General features: G+C 60.3%; 25 protein-coding genes. 12 read left to right on the forward strand and 13 right to left on the reverse strand.

The window, feature by feature from the left end:
- Positions 1-18: 18 nt before the first annotated feature.
- Entirely contained in the window at positions 19-1,206 is a 1,188-nt protein-coding gene (locus tag BLW11_RS19910; protein WP_048360734.1) for an MFS transporter, read from the forward strand.
- A 2-nt stretch (positions 1,207-1,208) separates the two neighbouring features.
- On the opposite strand, the gene arfB is transcribed toward BLW11_RS19910, so the two are convergent.
- The 8 genes from arfB to BLW11_RS19950 all read right to left on the reverse strand — a co-directional run bounded on the left by arfB (position 1,209) and on the right by BLW11_RS19950 (position 8,688).
- The gene (gene arfB / locus BLW11_RS19915; protein ID WP_048360733.1) at positions 1,209-1,622 is read right to left on the reverse strand and encodes an alternative ribosome rescue aminoacyl-tRNA hydrolase ArfB; all 414 of its coding nucleotides are present in this window, start codon (positions 1,620-1,622) and stop codon (positions 1,209-1,211) included.
- Positions 1,623-1,712: 90 nt separating this feature from the next.
- Positions 1,713-3,134: an amino acid permease gene (locus BLW11_RS19920; protein ID WP_048360732.1), complete on the reverse strand. Its 1,422-nt coding sequence runs from the start codon at positions 3,132-3,134 to the stop codon at positions 1,713-1,715.
- Positions 3,135-3,794: 660 nt separating this feature from the next.
- A complete protein-coding gene (gene rluB, locus BLW11_RS19925) occupies positions 3,795-4,991 on the reverse strand; it encodes a 23S rRNA pseudouridine(2605) synthase RluB (protein WP_048360731.1) in 1,197 nt (398 codons plus the stop codon).
- A gap of 143 nt (positions 4,992-5,134) precedes the next feature.
- Entirely contained in the window at positions 5,135-5,326 is a 192-nt protein-coding gene (locus tag BLW11_RS19930) for a DUF1289 domain-containing protein (protein ID WP_048360730.1), read from the reverse strand.
- A 62-nt stretch (positions 5,327-5,388) separates the two neighbouring features.
- Complete coding sequence (scpB, locus tag BLW11_RS19935) at positions 5,389-6,339, reverse strand: SMC-Scp complex subunit ScpB (protein ID WP_048360729.1); 951 nt, start codon at positions 6,337-6,339, stop codon at positions 5,389-5,391.
- 12 nt (positions 6,340-6,351) lie between these two features.
- Positions 6,352-7,050: a segregation and condensation protein A gene (locus BLW11_RS19940; protein WP_162837867.1), complete on the reverse strand. Its 699-nt coding sequence runs from the start codon at positions 7,048-7,050 to the stop codon at positions 6,352-6,354.
- A 128-nt stretch (positions 7,051-7,178) separates the two neighbouring features.
- Positions 7,179-7,811, reverse strand: a complete 633-nt coding sequence (locus BLW11_RS19945) for an L-threonylcarbamoyladenylate synthase (protein ID WP_048361059.1) — start codon at positions 7,809-7,811, stop codon at positions 7,179-7,181.
- A gap of 13 nt (positions 7,812-7,824) precedes the next feature.
- On the reverse strand, positions 7,825-8,688 hold the full coding sequence (locus BLW11_RS19950; RefSeq protein ID WP_048360727.1) for a PHP domain-containing protein: 864 nt from the start codon (positions 8,686-8,688) through the stop codon (positions 7,825-7,827).
- An 84-nt stretch (positions 8,689-8,772) separates the two neighbouring features.
- Between BLW11_RS19950 and BLW11_RS19955 the strand changes: the two genes are divergently transcribed.
- The 5 genes from BLW11_RS19955 to BLW11_RS19975 all read left to right on the forward strand — a co-directional run bounded on the left by BLW11_RS19955 (position 8,773) and on the right by BLW11_RS19975 (position 12,438).
- Entirely contained in the window at positions 8,773-9,369 is a 597-nt protein-coding gene (locus tag BLW11_RS19955; protein WP_048360726.1) for a septation protein A, read from the forward strand.
- A gap of 1 nt (position 9,370) precedes the next feature.
- Positions 9,371-9,670, forward strand: coding sequence for a YciI family protein (locus BLW11_RS19960; RefSeq protein WP_048360725.1), 300 nt, complete (start codon positions 9,371-9,373; stop codon positions 9,668-9,670).
- A 70-nt stretch (positions 9,671-9,740) separates the two neighbouring features.
- Entirely contained in the window at positions 9,741-10,418 is a 678-nt protein-coding gene (locus tag BLW11_RS19965; protein ID WP_048360724.1) for a response regulator transcription factor, read from the forward strand.
- Positions 10,419-10,593: 175 nt separating this feature from the next.
- Complete coding sequence (locus BLW11_RS19970; protein WP_048360723.1) at positions 10,594-11,025, forward strand: Spy/CpxP family protein refolding chaperone; 432 nt, start codon at positions 10,594-10,596, stop codon at positions 11,023-11,025.
- A 78-nt stretch (positions 11,026-11,103) separates the two neighbouring features.
- Complete coding sequence (locus tag BLW11_RS19975; RefSeq protein ID WP_048360722.1) at positions 11,104-12,438, forward strand: sensor histidine kinase; 1,335 nt, start codon at positions 11,104-11,106, stop codon at positions 12,436-12,438.
- Positions 12,439-12,589: 151 nt separating this feature from the next.
- Here the strand turns inward: BLW11_RS19975 and BLW11_RS19980 are convergent, their stop codons facing one another.
- Positions 12,590-13,153: a nitroreductase family protein gene (locus BLW11_RS19980; protein ID WP_048360721.1), complete on the reverse strand. Its 564-nt coding sequence runs from the start codon at positions 13,151-13,153 to the stop codon at positions 12,590-12,592.
- Positions 13,154-13,272: 119 nt separating this feature from the next.
- Here BLW11_RS19980 and BLW11_RS19985 point away from each other — a divergent pair, with 119 nt between their 5' ends.
- From BLW11_RS19985 to BLW11_RS19995, 3 genes are all read left to right on the forward strand, one after another.
- Complete coding sequence (locus BLW11_RS19985; protein WP_048360720.1) at positions 13,273-14,727, forward strand: TrkH family potassium uptake protein; 1,455 nt, start codon at positions 13,273-13,275, stop codon at positions 14,725-14,727.
- 38 nt (positions 14,728-14,765) lie between these two features.
- Positions 14,766-15,524, forward strand: coding sequence for a helix-turn-helix transcriptional regulator (locus BLW11_RS19990; RefSeq protein WP_048360719.1), 759 nt, complete (start codon positions 14,766-14,768; stop codon positions 15,522-15,524).
- A gap of 77 nt (positions 15,525-15,601) precedes the next feature.
- Positions 15,602-16,495, forward strand: a complete 894-nt coding sequence (locus BLW11_RS19995; RefSeq protein ID WP_048360718.1) for a DMT family transporter — start codon at positions 15,602-15,604, stop codon at positions 16,493-16,495.
- Here BLW11_RS19995 and BLW11_RS20000 read toward each other — a convergent pair.
- Positions 16,489-16,776, reverse strand: coding sequence for an Rdx family protein (locus BLW11_RS20000; RefSeq protein WP_048361058.1), 288 nt, complete (start codon positions 16,774-16,776; stop codon positions 16,489-16,491). The two genes, BLW11_RS19995 and BLW11_RS20000, sit on opposite strands and share 7 nt — an antisense overlap.
- 70 nt (positions 16,777-16,846) lie before the next feature.
- Here BLW11_RS20000 and BLW11_RS20005 point away from each other — a divergent pair, with 70 nt between their 5' ends.
- The gene (locus BLW11_RS20005; protein WP_048360717.1) at positions 16,847-19,030 is read left to right on the forward strand and encodes a patatin-like phospholipase family protein; all 2,184 of its coding nucleotides are present in this window, start codon (positions 16,847-16,849) and stop codon (positions 19,028-19,030) included.
- Between the two features lie 118 nt (positions 19,031-19,148).
- Here BLW11_RS20005 and BLW11_RS20010 read toward each other — a convergent pair whose 3' ends face one another.
- Positions 19,149-19,583, reverse strand: coding sequence for a MarR family transcriptional regulator (locus BLW11_RS20010; protein ID WP_048360716.1), 435 nt, complete (start codon positions 19,581-19,583; stop codon positions 19,149-19,151).
- A 119-nt stretch (positions 19,584-19,702) separates the two neighbouring features.
- Entirely contained in the window at positions 19,703-21,832 is a 2,130-nt protein-coding gene (recQ, locus tag BLW11_RS20015; RefSeq protein WP_048360715.1) for a DNA helicase RecQ, read from the reverse strand.
- Between the two features lie 270 nt (positions 21,833-22,102).
- On the opposite strand from recQ, the gene BLW11_RS20020 reads away from it, so the two are divergent.
- Together BLW11_RS20020 and BLW11_RS20025 are read left to right on the forward strand one after the other, a co-directional pair.
- Complete coding sequence (locus BLW11_RS20020) at positions 22,103-22,690, forward strand: UPF0149 family protein (protein ID WP_048360714.1); 588 nt, start codon at positions 22,103-22,105, stop codon at positions 22,688-22,690.
- 7 nt (positions 22,691-22,697) lie between these two features.
- On the forward strand, positions 22,698-23,096 hold the full coding sequence (locus BLW11_RS20025) for a YbaN family protein (protein ID WP_162200696.1): 399 nt from the start codon (positions 22,698-22,700) through the stop codon (positions 23,094-23,096).
- Between the two features lie 130 nt (positions 23,097-23,226).
- On the opposite strand, the gene BLW11_RS20030 is transcribed toward BLW11_RS20025, so the two are convergent.
- Positions 23,227-23,838, reverse strand: a complete 612-nt coding sequence (locus BLW11_RS20030; protein WP_048360713.1) for a tRNA-uridine aminocarboxypropyltransferase — start codon at positions 23,836-23,838, stop codon at positions 23,227-23,229.

A 23,838-nucleotide genomic window follows, 5' to 3' on the forward strand; every position in this document is an offset into this window, starting at 1 on the left:
CCGCAGGACCCCTACCCCATGCCTGACACTCAGCGCCCTATGGCGATCACGCTACAAGTGGTTTCCATTGTTCTGTTCACTTTTATCGGCTACCTGAATATCGGCATCCCGCTGGCCGTTCTGCCCGGTTACGTCCACAACCACCTCGGTTTCGGCACCGTCATCGCCGGGCTGGTGATCAGCGTGCAATATCTGGCCACGTTGCTGAGCCGCCCTTACGCCAGCCGCATCATCGACAACCTGGGCAGCAAGCGCGCCGTGATGTATGGCTTGGCGGGCTGCGGCTTGAGTGGCGTATTGATGCTGGCATCCAGCTGGACCTCGGCGACGCCGGCCTTGAGCCTGACTTGCCTGCTGATCGGCCGGCTGGTGCTGGGCAGCGCGGAGAGCCTGGTGGGCTCCGGTTCCATCGGCTGGGGCATTGGCCGGGTAGGTGCACACAACACGGCCAAGGTGATTTCCTGGAACGGCATCGCCAGCTACGGCGCGATAGCCATTGGCGCGCCACTGGGCGTGCTGATGGTCAGCCATTGGGGCATGTGGAGCATGGGCGCGAGCATTATTGCGCTGGCGACCGTAGGTCTGCTGCTGGCCTGGCCCAAACGCGCCGCCCCTGTCGTCAGCGGCGTGCGCTTGCCGTTCCTGCATGTGCTGGGACGCGTTTTCCCCCACGGCGCCGGGCTGGCGCTGGGCTCGATCGGCTTTGGCACGATCGCGACTTTTATCACCCTGTACTACGCGACCAACCACTGGGAAAACGCAGTGCTGTGCCTGAGCCTGTTTGGCGCCAGCTTTATCGGCGCGCGACTGCTGTTCGGCAACCTGATCAACCGTATCGGCGGTTTTCGGGTGGCGATTGCCTGCCTGAGCGTCGAAACCCTGGGTTTGCTGTTGCTGTGGCTGGCGCCAAACCCGGAACTGGCCCTGGCGGGCGCGGCCTTGAGCGGTTTTGGCTTCTCGCTGGTATTCCCGGCGCTGGGCGTGGAGGCGGTGAACCTGGTACCCGCATCGAGCCGTGGCGCAGCCGTGGGTGCGTACTCGCTGTTTATCGACCTGTCGCTGGGCATCACCGGCCCGCTGGTGGGCGCCGTGGCCGCAGGCTTTGGCTTTGCCTCGATCTTTCTGTTTGCGGCACTGGCGGCGTTTAGCGGATTGCTGCTCAGTGTTTATCTGTATCGCCAGGCCAAACGCCAGCGATCAGCATAGAACTAGAAATCTACCTTGCCCCGCCCGGCCTTGATGCTGCCGCGCTTGGTCTTGGACTCCAGACGTCGCTTCTTCGAACCCAGGGTGGGTTTGGTGGGGCGGCGTTTTTTTTCGACCTTGGTTGCACTGACGATCAACTCGACCAGACGCTCCAGCGCATCGGCACGGTTCTGTTCCTGGGTGCGATATTGCTGGGCCTTGATGATCAGCACGCCCTCGCCCGTGATCCGGCTGTCGCGTAGCGCCAGCAGCCGCTCCTTGTAAAACTCCGGCAGTGACGAATTGGGTATGTCGAAGCGCAAGTGCATGGCGCTTGAAACTTTATTGACGTTCTGCCCGCCCGCACCTTGAGCGCGAATCGCCGTCAGCTCGATCTCGGCATCAGGGATGTGCACGTTGTTGGAAATCACCAGCATTGAAAATGGGTCCGTCTTCAGGGCCTGCAGGATACCCCACAAACAACAAACCCGGCGCAATGGCCGGGTTTGTCGTGTTTACCGCCGAGCTTATTTAGCCGCTGAGCTGTAGGCCGCAGCCGATGCCTGCACCGCGCGCTTGTTTTTGACCAGGAAACACACCCACATGAAGACCACCCACACCGGAATCGCGTACACCGACACCCGGATACCCGGGATCAGCAGCATGATCACCAGAATAAAGGCCACAAATGCCAGGCAGACGTAGTTGCCGTACGGATACCACAGTGCCTTGAACAGCGGCGTTTGTGCCGTTTTGTCCATGTGCTGGCGGAACTTGAGGTGCGAGAAGCTGATCATCGCCCAGTTGATCACCAGCGTGGCCACTACCAGCGACATCAGCAGTTCCAGCGCATCGTGAGGCATCAGGTAGTTGAGCAGCACCGCAATCACGGTCACCGCAGCCGACGCCAGGATCGAGTTGACCGGCACGCCGCGCTTGTCGATCTTGGCCAGCACTTTCGGGGCATCGCCCTGCTGCGCCATGCCCAGCAACATGCGGCTGTTGCAGTAGGTACCGCTGTTGTACACCGACAACGCTGCGGTCAGGACCACAAAGTTGAGGATGTGCGCAGCGGTGTTGCTGCCCAGCATCGAGAATACTTGCACGAACGGACTGCTGCTGTAGCTGTCGCCACCGGCATTCAGGGTTTCAAGCAACGAGTCCCACGGGGTCAGCGACAACAGGACTACCAGAGCACCGATGTAGAAAATCAGGATGCGGTAGATCACCTGATTGATCGCTTTAGGGATCACGGTGCGTGGCTTGTCGGCTTCTGCTGCGGTGAAACCGAGCATTTCCAGACCACCGAAGGAGAACATGATAAAGGCCATGGCCATGATCAGGCCGGTCGTCCCGTTCGGGAAGAAGCCGCCGTGTTCCCACAGGTTGCTGACCGATGCCTGAGGACCGCCGGTGCCGCTGACCAGCAGGTAGCTGCCCAGGGCGATCATGCCCACAATCGCCACAACCTTGATAATCGCGAACCAGAACTCGGCCTCGCCGAACACTTTGACGTTGGTCAGGTTAATCAGGTTGATCAGGACAAAGAAGGCAGCTGCCGAAGCCCAGGTCGGGATCTCAGGCCACCAGTAGTGCACGTATTTACCGACGGCGGTCAGCTCTGACATGCCCACCAGGATGTACAGCACCCAGCAGTTCCAGCCCGACATGAAGCCGGCAAAACCGCCCCAGTACTTGTGGGCAAAGTGGCTGAAAGAACCGGCTACCGGTTCTTCGACGATCATTTCACCCAGCTGGCGCATGATCATGAACGCGATAAAGCCGCAGATCGCGTAGCCGAGGATCATCGACGGGCCGGCCGACTTCAGTACCCCGGCCGAACCGAGGAACAGGCCAGTACCAATCGCGCCACCGAGGGCTATCAGCTGGATATGACGATTTTTCAGGCCGCGTTTAAGCTCGCCCGAATGCGAGGTATTTCCACTCATTGAAAAGGTCCCACACAAGGTTTGATGTCATTCAGTGCGTTGCAGCTTGAGCACCAGAGGCAGTGATCGAAGGGTCTACAACACAAATCAAACCCCAGCGCAGGCGCCAGGAATCCAAGGTTGTTTCACGAGTCATGCGTCACCTGTTTGTTTTTATCTGTGACGGAATCGAACCCGCAGCGCTTGTGGCGTTGCGGAATTTTCAAGGCGTGCAGCCTTGGCAAAATGCGCGGGTACGCAATTGAGTCACAGTTAAAACGCGGCGCATTGTACACCCGCACGTAGGCAAGATCCCATCACACAGCCGATAGCAAGGCGAAACAAGCCGCAATATCGATAGGAACTGTCTTGATTCTGTAAAAAACGGAAAAAAATCATTACAGAGCGCTGTTTTCGGAAGTTGCAGGTCGGTAAGTGGCTGAATTCGTATGAATTTATTGACGCAGCGTAACGAAAAATTGCCACTTAAAAAACAACAGCCCAACCTGTACAAGGCCCCTTGTGGGAGCGAGCCTGCTCGCGAATGCTCTTCGCGAGCAGGCTCGCTCCCACGGCCGAAGTATCTCTGCAGCCGTTCATGACCAAAATGGCATCAATCAGCCAGGCATAAAAAAACGCCAACCCCCGAGGGGGTTGGCGTTCTTTTTACAGCGCTACAGCTTACTGCGGCTTGCGACGACCGAAGCCTGGACGCTGACCGGAACCGGTTGGAGCGCCGCGACGCTTGCCCGACGGTGCATCGTCAACCAGCTTGGGGCCTGAACGGCTTGGCTTGGTTGGACGCTTGTTGACTTCGCTCGGACGCTCGGCAACCGGTGCACCACGACCCGCTGGCACACGGTCAGTGCGACCCGACGGCTTGCGTGCAGGACGGGCAGCTTCTTCGCGGGCAGGACGCGCCGGGCGCTCGCCTTCGATGTGCGGCTGACGCGCTGGACGCGGCACCAGTGGAGCACCTTCGGCCGGGCGCAGAGTGCGCGCAACACGGTCGGTACGCGCCACAGGACGCGACGATTTACGCTGCATACGCTCAAGCTTGTCTTTGCTCTTGGCGTTCATTTGCGGCATGGCAACCGGCGTGAGGCCAACTTCAGCGCTGAGGATATCGACCTCAAACTGGCTCATTTCGCGCCAGCGACCCATCGGCAGGTCGGAGTTGAGGAACACCGGACCGAAACGCACGCGCTTCAGGCGGCTGACCACCAGGCCCTGGGATTCCCACAGGCGACGCACTTCACGGTTACGGCCTTCCATCACTACGCAGTGGTACCAATGGTTGAAGCCTTCGCCGCCCGGCGCCTGCTTGATGTCGGTGAAACGCGCCGGGCCGTCTTCCAGCACAACGCCGGCCTTGAGGCGCTCGATCATCTCGTCATCCACTTCGCCACGTACACGTACCGCGTATTCACGGTCCATCTCGTAGGAAGGGTGCATCAGGCGGTTAGCCAGCTCACCGTCAGTGGTGAACATCAGCAAGCCGGTGGTGTTGATGTCCAGACGGCCGATGTTGATCCAGCGGCCTTCTTTTGGACGCGGCAGTTTGTCAAACACGGTCGGACGGCCTTCTGGGTCGTCACGGGTGCAGATTTCGCCGTCTGGTTTGTTGTACATGATCACGCGGCGAACCGATTCGGCTGCCTCTTCACGCTTGATCACCTTGCCATCGATGGAGATGGCGTCGTGCAGGTCAACGCGCAGACCCAGGGTTGCATCCTTGCCATTGACCTTGATACGGCCCTGGCTGATCCAACTCTCTACGTCGCGACGCGAGCCAACGCCAATACGGGCGAGGACTTTTTGCAGTTTTTCGCCTGCTGGGCCAATTTCCTGGCTGTCTTTAGGGTCTAGATCTTTCATCTGGGCACCTCCCGGTGTGTCAATTCAGGCGAACGCCTGAAGTGTTGAAAATAGGTCCTGGGACTCGAACGAGTTCCGAGGGGTCGCGAATCATACGCTGATGTTGGCCATTGCGCATCAAAGCCTGGTCACGAAGTGGCGACTTACTTCTTTTTCCGCCGGCCGGTGGCCTCAAACGCCAGTAAACGCAGAGCCGACTCAGCCAGCACCACACGCTTTTCGTCTTTGTCGAGCTTCTTCCAGGCTTTGATTTCACGCTTGGTGCGCCCGCAACCGATGCAAATGTCATCGGTAAACTTGCAGACGCCGATGCAGGGGTCTTTGGGTGAACTCATGAATACACCTCAACTGCTTTTTTTGTGGGAGCGAGCAGGCTCGCTCCCACAGGGGTTTTGCGTCAGTCCTCCAGCTCGCGGCGTTCTTGCTCGATGGCTTCAGCCAGAGCCTGCGCCTCAAGCGCTTCCTCGCTCATGGCGGATCGCTGCTCGAGGGCAGCAACGGCTGCGCGCAATCGCTCACGGGCCAGCTCTGCCGCAGAGGGTTGCTGCGGTTGTGGTTGAATCTCTACCGCTACTTCTACCGCTACCGCCAGCTCCGGCTCCGGCTCCGGCTCCGGAACATCGACGGGCGCAACGTCGCGCAGCAAGTCGTCAAAGTCGGTTTTAAGACCTTCTTCCATCGAGTCCAGTTCCGTCAGCAAGGTGCGGAAGCTGGTTTCATCCTTGGGTTCTTCCGGCTCGGCACTTTCGTCAGCCAACGCTTGAAGGTGCGCAGGCACCGGGGCATCGTCGAAATCGAGGATCGGATCAGGTTCCAGCTCACGCAGCTCGGCCAGCGGCGGCAGCTCGTCGAGGCTCTTGAGGTTGAAGTGATCGAGAAAACCCTTGGTGGTCGCAAACATCGCCGGTTTGCCCGGCACATCGCGATAGCCCACCACGCGAATCCACTCGCGTTCAAGCAAGGTTTTGACGATATGGCTGTTGACCGCCACACCCCGCACATCCTCGATCTCGCCCCGGGTGATGGGCTGGCGATAGGCGATCAATGCCATGGTTTCAAGCATCGCCCGGGAGTAGCGCTGCGGGCGCTCTTCCCACAGGCGGCCGATCCAGGGCGAATACTTCTCGCGAATCTGCAGGCGGTAGCCCGAGGCGACTTCCTTAAGCTCAAACGCCCGGCCGTCACAGGATTTGCGCAGCAGCTCCAGGGCCTTTTTGAATACGGGCGGTTCCGGGCGCTCGCCCTCTTCAAACAGTTCAAACAGGCGTTCAAGGCTCTGCGGCTTTCCCGAGGCCAACAGAAAGGCCTCAAGCAAGGGGGCCAGCTCGCGGGGTTCAGTCAAATTCATGGTTTCAGCTCTTTATTCGGCTCTTGCCCGCACATGGATCGGTGCATAGGGTTCATTTTGCACCAATTCGACCAGCGACTCCTTGACCAGCTCAAGGACAGCCATAAAGGTCACAACCACACCAATACGGCCTTCTTCGGCGGTAAACAGCTCGACAAACGGCACAAAACCGCCGCCCTTGAGACGCTCAAGCACATCGCTCATACGCTCGCGGGTCGACAGGGCCTCGCGGCTGACCTGGTGACTTTCAAACATGTCGGTGCGGCGCAACACTTCGGCCATGGACATCAGCAGCTCTTCCAGCGCGACATCCGGCACCAGCTTGCGCGCCCGCGCTTCGGGCGCGTCGAGTCTGGGCACATACACATCACGCCCTACCCGACTCAAGCCTTCGATCCCTTCAGCGGCAGCCTTGAAGCGCTCGTATTGCTGCAGACGGCGAATCAGTTCGGCACGGGGGTCGCCCTCGTCCTCTTCGATTGCTACCGAACGCGGCAACAGCATGCGGGACTTGATCTCAGCCAGCATCGCGGCCATGACCAGGTATTCGGCAGCCAGCTCCAGACGCACCGTTTTCATGAGCTCGACATAGCCCATGTACTGGCGGGTAATTTCCGCCACCGGGATGTCGAGGATGTCGATGTTCTGCTTGCGGATCAGGTAAAGCAGCAGGTCGAGCGGGCCTTCAAAGGCATCGAGAAACACCTCCAGTGCATCCGGCGGGATGTACAGGTCCTGGGGCATTTCGATGACTGCCTGGCCATAGACCATAGCGAGGGACAGTTCTTGCTGGACACCGGCCTGGGCCTCTACCGCCTCAGGAGCTTGAACGTCAGACATCAGGCCTCGACCATAAACGGTTCTGGATCGCCACAGCCAACGCGGACAATTTCGGGGTCACCGCTGTCCACCAGGCTGATCACGGTCGAGGCCTTGTTGCCGCCGAAACCGCCATCAATGATCAGGTCGACCTGTTTTTCCAGGGCATCACGGATCTCGTAAGGGTCTTCCATTGGCTCGCTTTCGCCCGGCAGGATCAGGGTCACGCTCATCAGCGGCTCGCGCAGCTCTTCCAGCAGCGCCAGCGCAATCGGATGGCTCGGCACCCGCAGGCCGATGGTACGGCGCTTGGGGTGCAGCAGCAGGCGCGGCACTTCGCGGGTGGCGTTGAGGATAAACGTGTAAGGCCCCGGTGTGTGGGCCTTGAGCAGGCGGAACGTGCCGGTATCGACCTTGGCAAACAACCCCAGCTGCGACAGGTCGCAGCACATCAGGGTGAAGTTGTGCTTGTCGTCCAGATTGCGCAGGCGCTTGATCCGTTCGATAGCGCCCTTGTCACCCATCTGGCAACCCACGGCGTAGGACGAATCGGTGGGGTAGATGACTACCCCGCCCTTCTTGATGATTTCAACAGCCTGTTTGATCAGGCGCGGTTGTGGGTTTTCCGGATGAATCTGGAAAAATTGACTCACAGTGGTTACCTGTTCAGACGTTGGCTGCGGGCTGGTCATATTTGAATCGACACCACAGTGGTGGCAGGTCTTCCGGAATCGGACGGTACTCACCGATTTCGGACCAACCTCCCGGGCCATGAAAATCACTGCCGGCACTGACCAGCAGACCGAACTCACGCGCAAGGATCGCCAGGCTGCCTACCTGCTCGGCTGGCTGATGCCCGTTGACCACTTCAATGGCGTGACCCCCTGCTTGAATATAGTCGCCAATCAGCCGTCGGCGCTTGCTACGGGTGAAATCGTAGTGCGACGGGTGCGCCAGGCTGACCCAGGCCCCCGCGGCCCGCAGGGTGGCAACCGTGTCTTCAAGGGTTGGCCAATGCAACTTGACGTCGCCCAGCTTGCCGGCGCCCAGCCACTTGCGAAACGCCTCGGCGCGGTCCTTGACGTGACCGGCCTGAACCAGAAAGTCGGCAAAGTGGGGACGGGCCGGCGCATTGCCGCTGTCGCCCAGCCCCTGCTGGATGGCACGGGCACCTTCAAGCGCGCCGGGCATGCCCTTGAGCTCCAGCTTGCGGCTGATCTCTTCAGCGCGCAGCCAGCGACCGTCGTGCAATTTGGCAATGGCCTCGACCAATGCCGGGGCATTGACATCAAAACCGTAGCCGAGCACATGAATCGTGGCGCCGCCCCAGGTGCATGACAATTCGACGCCGTTGATCAACGTCATGTTCAACGCCTGGGCCGCTGCACGGGCTTCGTCAAGGCCTTCAAGTGTGTCGTGATCGGTCAGGGCCAGGACTCGCACACCTTTCTCGAACGCACGTGCGACCAGTACCGCAGGCGCCAGCGCGCCATCGGAAGCTGTGCTATGGCAATGCAAGTCAATTTCCACGGGGATTTAATAACCTCTAGCTGACGCTTTCGCTGTCATTGATGTTTGTTATTATGCCGCCACATCCTGCTTCTGGCTGCCACTGTGAAACAATTCATCGACTTCATCCCGCTGTTACTGTTTTTCATCGTTTTCAAAATCGACCCGCGCATCGTCGAAATCGGCGGGCACAGCCTGTCCGTAGGGGGCATCTACAGCGCTACGGCGATGTTGATCGCCAGTTCGCTGGTGGTTTACGGCATCCTGTTTTTCAAACAGCGCAAACTCGAAAAAAGCCAATGGCTGACCTTGGTCGCCTGCCTGTTGTTCGGCAGCCTGACCCTGGCCTTCCACAGCGAAACCTTCCTCAAGTGGAAAGCACCGGTGGTGAACTGGCTGTTTGCACTGGCGTTTGCCGGTAGCCACTTCATTGGCGACAAGCTGCTGATCAAACGCATGATGGGGCACGCCCTGACCCTGCCCGACCCCGTGTGGACCCGCCTGAACGTTGCCTGGATCGCCTTCTTCCTGTTTTGCGGCGCTGCCAACCTGTTCGTTGCGTTCACTTATCAAAGCATCTGGGTCGACTTCAAGGTGTTCGGCAGCCTGGGCATGACCGTGCTGTTCCTGATTGCCCAGGGCATTTACCTGTCACGCCATCTGCATGACACCGATCCAACCACCCCCAAGACCAAGGACTGACATGCTCTACGCCATTATTGCAACAGACGTCGCCAATTCGCTCGAAGCTCGCCTGGCTGCCCGCCCTGCGCACCTTGAACGCTTGCAACAGCTTAAAGCGGCAGGTCGCATGGTGTTGGCCGGCCCGCACCCGGCCATCGACAGCAATGATCCGGGCGCTGCCGGTTTCACCGGTAGCCTGATCGTGGCCGAGTTCGAGTCACTGATCATCGCCCAGGCCTGGGCCGACGCCGACCCGTACATCGCTGCTGGCGTGTACGCCAATGTCAGCGTCAAGCCGTTCAAGCAGGTCCTGCCGTAACCCGCCCCTCTGCGGTATCTTTGCCGGTAGCCGACGTAGACACGTCGGCACTGGCTAAATCGAGTAAGTCATGAGCGACCTGTTACTGATAGATGATGACCAGGAGCTGTGTGAGCTGCTGGTCAGTTGGCTGAGCCAGGAAGGCTTCCAGGTCCGCGCTTGCCACGACGGTCTGAGCGCCCGCAAGGCGCTGGCCGAATCCAGCCCCGACGCCGTAGTGCTGGATGTGATGCTCCCTGACGGCAGCGGTCTTGAGCTGCTCAAACAACTTCGCAACGATCACCCCGACCTGCCGGTGCTGATGCTGTCAGCCCGTGGCGAACCGCTTGACCGCATCCTGGGGCTCGAGCTGGGCGCCGATGACTACCTGGCCAAGCCTTGCGACCCCCGCGAGCTGACCGCGCGCCTGCGGGCCGTATTGCGCCGCAGCCACCCGACCGCCGTGTCCAGCCAGATCGAGCTGGGGGACCTGTGCTTCAGCCCGATGCGCGGCGTGGTCACTATCGACCAGCACGACATCACCCTGACCGTCTCCGAAAGCCGCCTGCTGGAAGCCTTGCTGCGCCAGCCCGGCGAGCCGCTGGACAAGCAGGAACTGGCGCAGATCGCCCTGGGCCGCAAGCTGACCCTGTACGACCGCAGCCTGGACATGCACGTCAGCAACCTGCGCAAAAAGATCGGCCCCCACCCTGATGGCAGTCCGCGCATCGTGGCACTGCGCAGCCGCGGGTACTTCTACAGCGCCTGATTAAAGCCAAGGCCCCCTCTTCCAACGGGAGAGGGCTGGAACCTGAGCCCTTGTGTAAACACCCGGCAAAACCGTCTTTACCAAAGCTTTACGCATGGCTGACAGCGATTGACCTTGATCTCCCTAAACTGGGCGCATCCGGATTCACCGGAACCGAAATCGAAGGAGACACACCATGCGTAAGACTCTAATTGCTTTGATGTTTGCTGCAGCGCTGCCAACCGTCGCAATGGCCATGCCTGGTGGTGACGGCCCGATGGGCCAGCGACACGGCGGTGAACACCACGGTCGCGGCGATGCCCCTTACAGCCAACTGGACCTGAGCCGCGAACAGCGCCAGGAGATCGGCAAGTTGATGGGCGAACAAATGCACGACCGCAAGCAGCTGGTTGAGAAGTACCTGGAAAAACTTCCAGCCGCTGATCAGAAAGCACTGAAAGACGAGATCGCGGCCAAGCAGGCCAAAACCCAGAGCGATATCCGTGCCGTGCTCAAACCTGATCAGCAAAAACGCTTCGACGAGATGCAAAAGAAACGCGCCGAGCGTCAGGCTGAGTGGAAGCAGTTCAAGGAATGGAAAGCACAGCAAGCGACTAAAGCGCAATAATCCACGCGCACATCAAGCCCAACGGCCCTTGGCCGTTGGGCTTTACTCGTTTTAATCCATTACTCGTGAGGAATTACCGTGCGGTCACTGTTTTGGCGCATTCTTGCCAGCTTCTGGCTGGCGATTGCCTTGGTCGCAGGGCTGTCGATCCTGCTGGGGCATATGCTCAATCAGGACGCGTGGATTCTTTCTCGCCATCCAGGGATCGCCAATCTGGCGCCACAATGGACTGAGCGCTACGAGACTCAGGGCGCCGACGCGGCGCAAGAATTCCTCGAAAAACGTAAACGTCGCTACCACATCGATGTGCAAGTCCTTAACGAAAGTGGCGACCCCGTAGTACGTGGCACCTTCCCCCGCCGGGCAGCCGCCTGGGAAGCCCGTCAGCACCCGGGTGAAGAACAGTTGCCGTGGCGCCGCCTGACCGTCGAGTACACCAGCCCCAAAACCGCCGAAACTTACCTGCTGATCTATCGCATTCCGCACCCGGAACTGGATGCCTGGCATCGTCAGAGCCTGATCTGGCCGCTGAGTGCGCTGGGGATTGCGCTGGTGGTACTGACACTGTTCAGCCTGCTGGTCACGCTGTCGATCACCCGCCCGCTGAGCCGTCTGCGCGGGGCGGTGCATGATCTGGGGCAGACCACCTATCAACAGAACAGCCTGGCGCGCCTGGCCTCGCGCCGTGACGAGTTTGGCGTGCTGGCTACCGACTTCAACCGCATGGGCGCACGCCTGCAAAGCTTGATCGGCAGCCAGCGCCAGTTGCTGCGCGACGTGTCCCACGAGCTGCGCTCGCCGCTGGCCCGGCTCAAGATCGCCCTGGCGCTGGCCGAACGTGCCGGGCCGCAAGAGCGGGAAAAACTCTGGCCGCGCCTGACCCGTGAATGCGATCGCCTGGAGTCATTGATCAGCGAGATTCTGGCCCTGGCACGGGTGGATGCCGATCAGGCCAGCGCCGAGCACGTGGCGCTCAATGCCCTGCTCGGCGCGGTGCAAAAGGATGCGTCGATGGCGGCCCCCGAGCAATCGGTGCAATTGCTTGCCGAGCCGGATTTGAGCCTCAATGGCTGGCCAACCATGATCGAGCGGGCGGTGGACAACCTGCTACGCAATGCGCAACGTTTCAACCCGCCCGGCCAGCCGATCGAGTTGAGTGCGGCGCGCGAGGGCGAGCACATCACCATCAAGGTGCGTGACCATGGCCCCGGGGTAGCCGAGGAGTATTTGGCGCAGCTGGGTGAGCCGTTCTTCCGCGCGCCGGGGCAGACGGCGGCAGGGCATGGTCTGGGGCTGGCAATTGCTCGCCGGGCGGCGGAACGTCATGGTGGGCGCTTGATTCTGGGCAATCATCCGGATGGCGGGTTTATTGCCACGCTGGAGTTGCCATTGGAGCCCAACGGAACGCTGTAGCCGCTGAGGAGCGAGGCTGCGATCGGCGCAAAAGCCGTCGCAAGATCAGGTTGCAAGGCGTACCAGACATACCGCGCACTCAGGTTGTACGACGGCTACGCCGCCGATCGCAGCCTCGCTCCGCTCCTCAGCGGTTACAAGCTGTACTGCATTACTTGACCGACCACGCCTTCACAAATTCGGCGCTATCCACCTTCGGCGCTGTGCGCAGTTCGTTCAGCGCCGTACCTAGGTACAGGAAAGCCACCACTTCTTCGCCCTCGCTCAAACCCAGGCCTTTGGCTACGTGCGGCGCATACGACAACTCACCCGTGCGCCAGACCGCGCCAATGCCCTGGGCAAAAGCCGCCAGCTCAATGGCATGGGCCGCGCAGCCCGCGGTAATCAGCTGCTCAGACTTTGGCACTTTGAAGTGATCCTGCAAGCGGGCCACCACCACAACCACCATAGGTGCGCGCAAAGGCATGGCGCGAGCCTTGTCCAGCGCGGCCTGTGTCACTTCCCCGCCCTGAATCTGGACGGCCTCGGCGAGGATTTCGCCCAGTTGGTTGCGCGCATCGCCTTCAACCGTCAAAAAACGGTAAGGCCGCAGCTGGCCGTGGTCCGGGGCGCGCAAGGCGGCTGCAAACAGTACTTCACGTTGCTCAGCCGTCGGTGCCGGATCGATCAGGCGCGGGGCAGAAACACGGTTGAGCAAAGCGTCGAGAGCCTCCATTGGCCACCTCCTGAAGAAAATGTGCGGCTATTCTAACGGCATCTCCTCAACCGCAGGCGGTTTACATACCCCGGGCCACAGGTAGAATGGCGCCCCTCCTTCAAGCCCGAGCTGACTTCATGGCGTTGCCGACCTTACGCATCATCGGTTTTATTATCGGCATCTTCCTGATTACGCTCGCGATCAGCATGGCGGTGCCCATGCTGACGCTGGTGATTTATGACCACATGGGCGATCTTCCGTCCTTTTTGTGGGCCAGCCTGATCACCTTTCTTGCCGGTCTGGCACTGGTCATCCCAGGCCGCCCCGAACAGGTACACCTGCGCCCTCGTGACATGTACCTGCTGACCGTGTCCAGCTGGGTGGTGGTGTGCGTGTTTGCCGCGCTGCCGTTTTTGCTGACGCAGCACATCAGCTACACCGACTCGTTTTTCGAGAGCATGTCCGGCATCACCGCCACCGGTTCAACCGTGTTGAGCGGGCTGGACACCATGTCCCCGGGGATCCTGATGTGGCGCTCGATGCTGCACTGGCTTGGCGGCATCGGCTTTATCGGCATGGCGGTAGCAATTTTGCCGCTGCTGCGAATCGGTGGCATGCGCCTGTTCCAGACCGAATCTTCTGACCGTTCCGAAAAGGTCATGCCGCGCTCGCACATGGTGGCCCGCCTGATTGTGGCCGCTTACGTCGGCATCACCATCATCGGTAGCCTGGCGTTCTGGTGGGCAGGCATGAGTGTGTTTGATGCGATCAACCATGCCATGTCGGCGATTTCCACCGGCGGGTTCTCGACCTCCGACCAGTCGCTGGCCAAGTGGTCACAACCGGCGGTGCACTGGGTTGCCATTGCCGTGATGATCATGGGCAGCCTGCCGTTTACCCTGTATGTCGCCACCCTGCGCGGTCATCGCAAGGCGCTAATCAAGGACCAGCAGGTACAAGGCTTGCTCGGGTTGTTGCTGGTGACCTGGATCGTACTCAGCGCCTGGCTGTGGTGGACCACCAACATGCCCTACTGGGACGCCTTCCGCCATGTGGCGCTGAACGTGACGTCGGTTGTAACGACCACAGGCTTTGCGCTGGGCGACTACAGCCTGTGGGGTAACTTCTCGCTGATGCTGTTTTTCTATCTGGGTTTTATCGGTGGCTGTTCGGGCTCAACCGCAGGCGGGATCAAGATTTTCCGCTTTCAAGTTGCCTATATCCTGCTCAAGGCCAACCTTAACCAGTTGATCCACCCCCGGGCCGTGATCAAACAGAAATACAACGGCCACCGCCTCGACGAAGAAATCGTACGCTCGATTTTGACCTTTTCGTTCTTCTTCGCCATCACCATTTGCGTGATCGCGCTGGCACTGTCGCTACTGGGACTGGACTGGATGACCGCCCTCACCGGCGCCGCCAGTACCGTGTCGGGCGTAGGGCCGGGGCTGGGCGAGACCATTGGGCCGTCCGGCAACTTCGCCAGCCTGCCGGATGCGGCCAAGTGGATTCTGTCGCTGGGCATGTTGCTTGGACGCCTGGAGATCATTACCGTGTTCGTACTGTGCATTCCGGCGTTTTGGCGTCACTAGACAGCCTGCGGCAGCGGCTACACCAAGATGAGATCACCATGGGCCAAATCCTGTCACTGCGCCATTACCGTCACGACGTGATTGCCCACAGCCATGAGCACGCGCAGGTGGTGATCAGCTTGTCCGGCAAGCTCGACTTTGAGGTGGACGGCCGGGCCAGCCTGCTGCACCAACAGCACTTGATCATCGTGCCCGCCGGGGCCCACCACACCTGCGGCAGCCCCTTGGGCAGCCATTGCCTGGTGCTAGATGTGCCGGGCGAGAACTGGCTCGGACAATCCCTGGGCAACCACGCCGATGCCAGCCGCCGGTTGCTCGACACCGCCGGGCACTTGCCCCTCGACCCCAGGCAGCATCAACTGGTGAGCTGGCTTGCCGCCAGCCCCGTGACGGACCCCCTGATCGCTCACCAAGGGGCGATTCTGCTGCTGGCCAGCTTGAACACCCTCGCGCCAGAACAAGCCCAACCCAAACGCCTGCCCTTCGGCGCGCTGGATGCCTATATCGACCAGAACGCCGCCTACCCGCTTCAGGTTGCAGATCTTGCACGCATTGCGGGTTTGTCCTGCGCGCGCCTGCACAGTCGCTTTATCACCGAGTGCGGGCAAACACCGATGGACTACATCCGTCAGCGCCGTTTGCACAGCGCGCGCACCCTCCTGAGCAATAGCCATCTGCCCATCGGTGAAATCGCCAGTCGCGTCGGTTACAGCTCGCAAAGCGCATTCGCCGCCGCCATGCTCCGCGAATTCGGTGCATCGCCCTCGGTGCTGCGACGCGAGGCTGGCGACAACTGACGCCAGTCCCGCGACAGACAGCCACCCGACACGCGCCTTAGACTGCACCCCTTGCCTGTATTGATTTAAGGATTGCAATGACTCCGCGTACCGCTTTGGGCGCTCTGCATATTGGCGCGTTGATGTTCGGCCTGACCGGCGTGTTCGGCAAACTCGCGGCGGCATCCGCCTCGATCATTGTCTTCGGCCGCGCCGCTTTCGCCGTGCTGGCCCTGGTCTGCTTCGCCGGGCTGGCCAAAAGTACGGTCTGGTACCGGTTATCACTGCGTGACGCGCGCAATCTGCTGCTCAGCGGCTTGCTGCTGGCCGGGCACTGGGTGAGTTTTTTTATCTCGGTCAAGATTGCCGGGGTGGCGATTGCAACGCTGGGCTTTGCCAGCTTTCCGGCGTTTACCGTAATACTGGAGGGGCTGATTTTTCGCGAGCGTATCCGGCTTAACGAAATCATTTTGGTGATACTGGTCAGCGTAGGACTGATCCTCGTCACCCCAAGTTTTGATCTGGCCAGCCAGGCCACCGAAGGTTTGCTGTGGGCGGTTGCCTCGGGCCTGTTGTTTTCGTTGCTGTCCCTCAACAACCGCGCCAACTCGGGGCGGATCCCCGCTGTGCAGGCCGCCATGTGGCAAAACGCGGTGGTTGCCTTGTGCCTGCTGCCTTTCGCCGCCCCGGGGCTGGGTGACGTTCGCCCGCTGGACTGGCTGTGGATCGGCCTGCTCGGCGTGCTGTGCACCGGGGTGGCCCACAGCCTGTTCGTCGCCAGCCTGGCGGTGATCAAGGCACGCACGGCCGCCGTGGTCTTTGCACTGGAGCCGGTTTACGGCATCACTCTGGCATGGGTGCTGTTCCACGAAACGCCGACGCTGCGCATGCTGCTGGGCGGCGTGCTGATTATCGTCGCGATCGTGGTGTCGAGCCGCATGGCCAGCGGCCCGACACCGGGCAAAGCATCAATGGACGCCGCCGCTCACTGAACCCGGTCATTATGGCCAAGGTCTCGCTGAGGGTCGATCTGGTCGCGAACCCGCTGCTTGAGCACCTTCGCCTCGGGGAAGCCGCCATCGGCCTTGCGCTCCCAGATCTGTACGCCGTTGCAGGTAATGCGAAACACCCCGCCGGTACCCGGTTCCAGCGCTACCCGCCCCAGATCTTCGGCAAAGGTACTGAGCAGTTCCTGAGCCAGCCATGCAGCGCGCAACAGCCACTGGCACTGTGTGCAATAGGTGATGACAATTTCAGGTTTGGTGAGCGACATGATTTCAAAGGCTCTGAAGGGAAAGGCGCCGCTATAATAGCCGCCTTTGTCGCTTGCCCCGAGATTCATGATGCGCCGCCTGCTGAGCTTTTTACTTCTGTGTTTATGCCCCCTGGTGCTGTTTGCCGCCGAAGCCCCAAAGCCGAAAATCGGGCTGGTGCTGTCTGGCGGTGCCGCCCGTGGCCTGGCCCACGTCGGCGTGCTCAAGGCACTCGAAGAACAGGGTATTCACATCGATGCAATCGCGGGCACCAGCATGGGCGCGGTGATCGGCGGCCTGTATGCCTCCGGGTACAAGATCGACGAGCTTGAAAAACTCGCACTGGGCATCGACTGGCAAGAAGCCCTGTCCGACTCGCCAGACCGTGAGGACGTGCCGTTCCGGCGCAAGCAGGATGACCGCGACTTTCTGATCAAACAAAAGCTCAGTTTTCGCGACGATGGCAGCCTGGGCCTGCCATTGGGCGTGATTCAGGGCCAGAACCTGGCGCTGCTGCTGGAAAGCCTGCTGGCCCACAGCAGCGACATACGTGACTTCGACAAGCTGCCGATCCCGTTCCGCGCCGTTGCCACCGATATCGTGAACGGCGAAAAAGTGGTGTTCCGCAAAGGTCATCTGCCCCAGGTGATCCGCGCCAGCATGTCGATCCCGGCCGTGTTCGCCCCGGTTGAAATCAACGGTCAACTGCTGGTCGACGGTGGCATGGTCGACAACATCCCGGTGGATGTGGCCCGGGAGATGGGTGTGGACCTGGTCATCGTGGTCGACATCGGCACCCCGCTGCGCGGGCGCAAACAGCTCAACACCGTGTTCGACATCCTCAACCAGTCCATCACCCTGATGACCCGCAGCAACTCCGAAGTGCAACTTGCGTCCCTGAAGCCCGATGACATCCTGATCCAGCCCGCACTGGCCAGCTTCGGCGTCACCGACTTTGGTCGATCGCAAGACATCATCAACGCCGGCTACCGCGCCACGCAAATTCTCGAAAAGCGCCTGTCCAGCCTGCGCCAACCCGCCGATCCGCAATTGGCCGCCGCCCGCTCCGGCGAAGAGCGCACCCCGGTCATTACCGCGATCAAAATCGAAAACGACTCGAAAATCGGCGACTCGGTCATCCGCTATTACATCCGCCAACCCATCGGCGAACCACTGGACCTGGGCCGTCTGCAACGGGACATGGGCACGCTTTATGGTCTGGACTATTTCGACCAGGTGCAATACCGCGTGGTGCACAAAGGCAAGGAGCGCACACTGGTGATCACTGCACGAGCCAAACGCGGCGGCACCGACTACCTGCGACTGGGGCTCAACCTGTCTGACGACCTGCGCGGCGACAACGCGTTCAACCTCGGCGCCAGCTACCGGGTCAACGGCATCAATACCCTGGGCGCGGAATGGCTGACCCGGGTACAAATCGGCGATCAGCAAGAGCTCTACAGCGAGTTTTATCAGCCGCTGGATGCGGGTTCGCGGTACTTCGTGGCGCCGTACATCAATGCCCAGTCACAAAACGTGGAGGCCATCCTCGACAACGACCCCATCGCCGAATATCGACTGGAGCGGTACGGTTTTGGCTTGAATGTCGGGCGTCAAATCGGCAACAGCGGCGAGATCCGCCTGGGTGTCGGCGAGGCATGGGGCGAAGCCAATGTGCGAATTGGTGAGCAGGACCTGCCAAGCACCAGCTTCAATGAAGGTTTCTACGACCTCAAGTACTCGTTCGACTCACTGGACAACGTGTACTTCCCGCACTCGGGCGAAGACATCAGCATGAGCGTGCGCCAGTTCGAACCGGGGCTGGGCTCGGATGAGCGCTATCGCCAGTGGGAATTCAATCTGGACAAGGCCCTGAGCTCAGGCCCTGACACCTGGATTCTGGGCGGGCGTTACGCTCGCACGCTGGATCAGGCCAACGTGGTCACATCGAGCTATCTGCTGGGCGGAGCCCGGCAGTTGTCGGGCTTCAGGCAAGACGCGATTTCCGGGCAAAACATCAGCCTGGTACGTGCCGTTTACTACCGCCGCCTGACTCCGCGTTCATACTTGCCGTTTGATTTCCCGCTGTATGCCGGTGCGTCCTTGGAGCGCGGGCGCGCCTGGAACAACGACAACGAGTTCGACAGTGGCTATATCAATGCAGCGAGCATCTTTATCGGATTCGATACACCGCTTGGCCCGCTGAATTTCAGCTATGGCTTTAACGATGATGACCAGAAGGCGCTGTATTTGAATTTGGGGCAAACGTTCTGACGATTCAAGCCAATGTGGGCGCGAGCCTGCTCGCGATGCTGGCAGCACGGTCTTCCAAAGAGACCGCAGTGATGCCATCGCGAGCAGGCTCGCTCCCACAAGGGGAAATGTGCAGGGATCAGTGCTTCTCGAGGTTATCCAGAATGCGCTTGTGAACACGCAGGCAAATACGCTGCTCTTCCTCATCAATGCCCACGAACAACTCTTGGCGCAACGCGGTGGCAATGGCTTCGATCTGTTCGATCAACGGCCGGGCAGAATCGCTCAGGACGATTTTCTTGGCGCGCCGGTCTTCTACCACCGAGTGGCGCTGTACCAGCCCCTGGGCCTCAAGGCTGTCGAGCAGGCGGGCCAGGGTCGGGCCTTCAACGCCAACGCTTTGGGCCAGTTCGCGCTGAGTGGGCGCGCAGTCAAAACGGGCCAGGTGCAAAAGCACCAGCCAGCGCGCCTGGGACAGACCCAGGCCCGCAAGGCGACGATCCAGTTCGGCACGCCAGCCACGGGACATTTGGGCCAGTTGCATACCAAAACGGTGCTGATCGGTTAACGGCATAAAAAACTCAATGATTAGACTGAAAATAGAGTGAAACTAATTATTAGTCAGCTAAGCATGGCGCTTGCCCATAGGCAAGGGGTGTAAGTCAATCAAACGTTACATAATCAACATCATAGTCAGATTTCGAACTCCGATTGCAGTGCTGCACGCACGCAATACAGCACACCTTCGGGCACCCGGCCCTTGAACTGTTCGGCAATGCTGGCCACGCTCGGCAGCTCACCTTCGCCATCCAGGAACGCATCCTGCACTTCTTCCATCAGGTCTTCAGGCAAGTCCAGCGCCTGCTCCAGCGACAGCTCCTGACGACCGATGGCTTCGGCCAGCATTGTGTAAACATTCTTTTCCGAGCACTGCAATTGCCCGCTGATCTGCAACGGGGTCATGCCGGCCCGGGCCAGGCTGATCAATTCGTGGCGGATATCGGCCACCACTTTTGGCGTTTCGGCCTGCCCGCCCAGAACCTCGAGGAATGCCTCGCCGTAACGTTCCAGTTTGCGCGCGCCCACGCCACTGACCGTGGCCATCTCGGACAACGAGGTGGGCTGGCTGCGCAGCATTTCGAGCAAGGTCGAATCGGGGAAGATGACGTAAGGCGGCACGCCGTGCTCTTCAGCCAATTTGCGGCGCAAGGCACGCAGGGCTTCCCACTGCTCGCGCTCTTCGCCGCGCACCAATTGGCTGGCCGGGCTGGCAGAGCTGCTTTTGACCGTGGTTTGCGGCTTGAGCTCGCGACGCAGCTCCAGCGTCACTTCGCCACGCAGCAACGGCCGGCAGCTGTCGCTCAGACGCAAACCGCCATAGCCTTCGATATCAATATCGGCCAGGCCACGGGCCACCAGCTGACGGAAAAGCGTGCGCCATTCACCTTCGGCGCGGTCTTTGCCAATGCCAAAGACCGACAGATGCTGATGACCCACGCTGCGGATTTTTTCGTTCTCTCGACCCAGCAGCACGTCAATCAAGTGACCTGTGCCATAGCGCTGACCCGTGCGGTGAATCGTCGACAGTGCCTGACGCGCAGGCTCGGTGGCGTCCCAGGTTTGCACGCCATCCACGCAGTTGTCGCAATGCCCGCAGGGTTGCGGCATTTCTTCATCGAAGTACGCGAGTAAGGTCTGACGGCGGCAGCGGGGCTCTTCGCACAAGGACAGCATGGCGTCGAGCTTGTGATGCTCCAGGCGTTTGTGTCGCTCATCGCCTTCGGAGTTTTGCAGCATTTGTTTGAGCATCACCACGTCTTGCAGGCCGTAGGCCATCCAGGCGTCGGCGGGCAAGCCATCGCGCCCGGCCCGGCCGGTTTCCTGGTAATACGCCTCAAGGGACTTGGGCAAATCCAGGTGCGCCACAAAGCGCACGTTGGATTTATCGATACCCATGCCGAACGCAATGGTCGCCACCATGATCAGCCCTTCCTCATTGAGGAAGCGCTTCTGGTTGGCGGCGCGGGTGTCGCTCGGCAAACCGGCGTGATACGGCAAGGCCGGGAAACCCTGCTCACAGAGAAACTTCGCCACCTCGTCGACCTTTTTACGCGACAGGCAGTACACGATGCCCGCGTCGCTGCGCCGTTCCGAGAGGAATGCCAGCAACTGCTTGCGTGGCTGCTCTTTGGGCACGATGCGGTAAAAAATATTGGGCCGGTCGAAGCTCGACAAAAAACGTTCGGCATTTTGCAAATGCAGACGGGTGACGATTTCTTCGCGGGTGCGCTTGTCTGCCGTGGCGGTCAGGGCAATACGCGGCACATTGGGGAACACCTCGGCCAACTGGCCCAGCTGCAGGTATTCCGGGCGAAAATCGTGACCCCACTGCGATACGCAGTGGGCTTCGTCGATGGCAAACAGGGCGATATCCAGGCTTTGCAAGAACGCCATCATGCGCGGCTGCACCAGACGCTCGGGCGCCAGGTAGAGCATTTTGACTTCGCCGCGCTTGATCCGGTTTGCCAGGTCACGCTGTTGCTCGGCGTTGAGCGTCGAGTTCAAGGCCGCAGCGGCCACCCCGAGCTCCTCAAGGGTTGCGACCTGATCGTCCATCAAGGCGATCAGCGGCGACACCACCACGGCCAGACCGTCACGCAGCAGTGCCGGGACCTGGAAGCACAAGGATTTGCCGCCGCCGGTAGGCATCAGCACCAAGGCGTCGCCGCCCAGGGCCACGCGCTCAATAATGTCACCCTGGCGGCCACGGAAACTGTCGTAGCCGAAGATGTCTTTGAGTACGCGTTGAGCCTGTTCGAGCATAGAAACTCCAGAAATCGCCGAAACACCCCTGCGCCAGCGCGATCCGCCGAGGCCACAAGCCTTTTAAAGGCTCGGGCACAGGGCACCGGTGCGCTACATTTACCGCAGGGCATCACAAAACGCGGCAGTATACCCGAGCACTCCCCCGCTGCGGGTTGTGTAATTGCAACACTGATAACCGGGAACTGATGGCAAATGTGCCCTGCGACTGGCTTGGGAGCTCAAGAAAGCCTAGAATTCACTATCGTTTATTTACTAGGTAGCACATTAATGTCCTTCGCTGAGCAACTAACCCGCCTGCAAGTCTTCCTCGACGCCGACGAGCTGCATGACGAGGCGCTGGACTACGTGGCCACCCACGGCTATCTGACTGCCCTGTCCATCTGCTCTGAAGATGTGCCTGAGCGCGAGTGGATCGACGCCATCTTCTCCGAAGCCCCGCATTATCAAGACGACGCCCAGCGCGCCGAGATCGAAGGCACGCTGATCCAGCTCAAGGCTCACATCGCTCGCCAGCTGGCGTCCGACGAAGAGTTCGAGCTGCCTTGTGACCTGGATCTGGGCGACGAGCCGGATGATTCCGATTTGCGCGGCTGGTGTGTCGGCTTCATGGAAGGCGTATTCATGCGCGAAGCCGCCTGGTTCGAAACCGCCGAAGAAGAAGTCAGCGAAATGCTGCTGCCGATCATGGTGGGTTCGGGCCTGTTCGATGACCAGCCTGAGTTTGAAGACATCGCCAAGGATGCCAACCTGATGGACGACATGATCGTTCAGATCCCTGAAGCGCTGACCGCCCTGTACCTGCTGTGCCAGGCACCCGACGAGAAGCCAGCGATCCTCAAGCCACGTCACCACTGATCACTCAGTGGCTCAGCCCTCGCCCGGCAACCGTCCGCGGTTGCTGCGCTACGCTCTGTTTGCCATCGGCTGGCTGAGCGTAGCGTTGGGGGTTATCGGTATTTTCCTGCCTGTCCTGCCTACAACGCCCTTTCTGCTATTGGCCGCCGCGTGTTTTGCGCGCAGTTCGCCACGCTTTTATCAATGGCTGGTCGAGCACCCGCGGCTCGGGCCATGGATCCGCGACTACCTGGATGGCAACGGCATTCCACTCAAGGGCAAGGTATACGCCATTGGCCTGATGTGGCTGAGTATCGGGTTGTCCTGCTACCTGGTGCCCCTCCCTTGGGCACGGGGCTTTATGTTGACCAGCGCGGTGCTGGTGAGCATTTACATACTGCGCCAGAAAACCCTCGAAAAACCCTGAACCCCAAACAACTGGTGGCCGCTGCCGAAGGCTGCAGAAAAACGGCAACTGTGGGAGCGAGCCTGCTCGCGAATAGGTCGTTCGCGAGCAGGCTCGCTCCCACAATAGGGCTTGACCTACAACAGAGTATCTACAGGTCTTGGGGCCTACCGTGATTTTTCAGATAGGTGTCGGCGCCCATTGCTTCGATCTGCCCTTCGATCAATGCCTCGAACGGGCGCAGCAACGGCGCGAACGAAGTGGCCGGTTCAAGGACTTCCAACGCCTGCACAATGGCCTCAAGGGTCGACAAGGCTCCCGGCCCCGGCGCCTTGCGCAACCGGTAACGTGACACTGCGCCTTCGGGCAGCGTGATACGTGGCAACTGCGCCAGCAACGGGTTGAGGTGCAGCAACTTGCGCGCCTTGCGCCACGTGCCGTCGGGCACCACCAACAACAGTGGCAGGTCATCCCCTAGCGGGGCATGGGCAGTGATCAACTGCGCGCCCTCCCCCGGAAACAACAAACGCGCCCGATACCCGGGCGGGTTGAGCAGCGTGGCCAGATCCTCGAACACCTCACCCACTCGCAACTCGGCGTTGGTCAAACCCAATGCCGCCAGCCGGGCCGTATTCAGCGCGTGGTTGACCTCACTCGGGTGCTGCAACAGCAATACCCGGGTACGGCTTTCAAGCTGTGGGATCAGTTCGCACAAGCAGTGAGTTTGCGGGCGCAAGCAGCGAGGGCATTGGGCTCGTGACAT

Origin of the sequence: Pseudomonas deceptionensis, assembly GCF_900106095.1 — a bacterium.
Classification (GTDB): domain Bacteria; phylum Pseudomonadota; class Gammaproteobacteria; order Pseudomonadales; family Pseudomonadaceae; genus Aquipseudomonas; species Aquipseudomonas deceptionensis.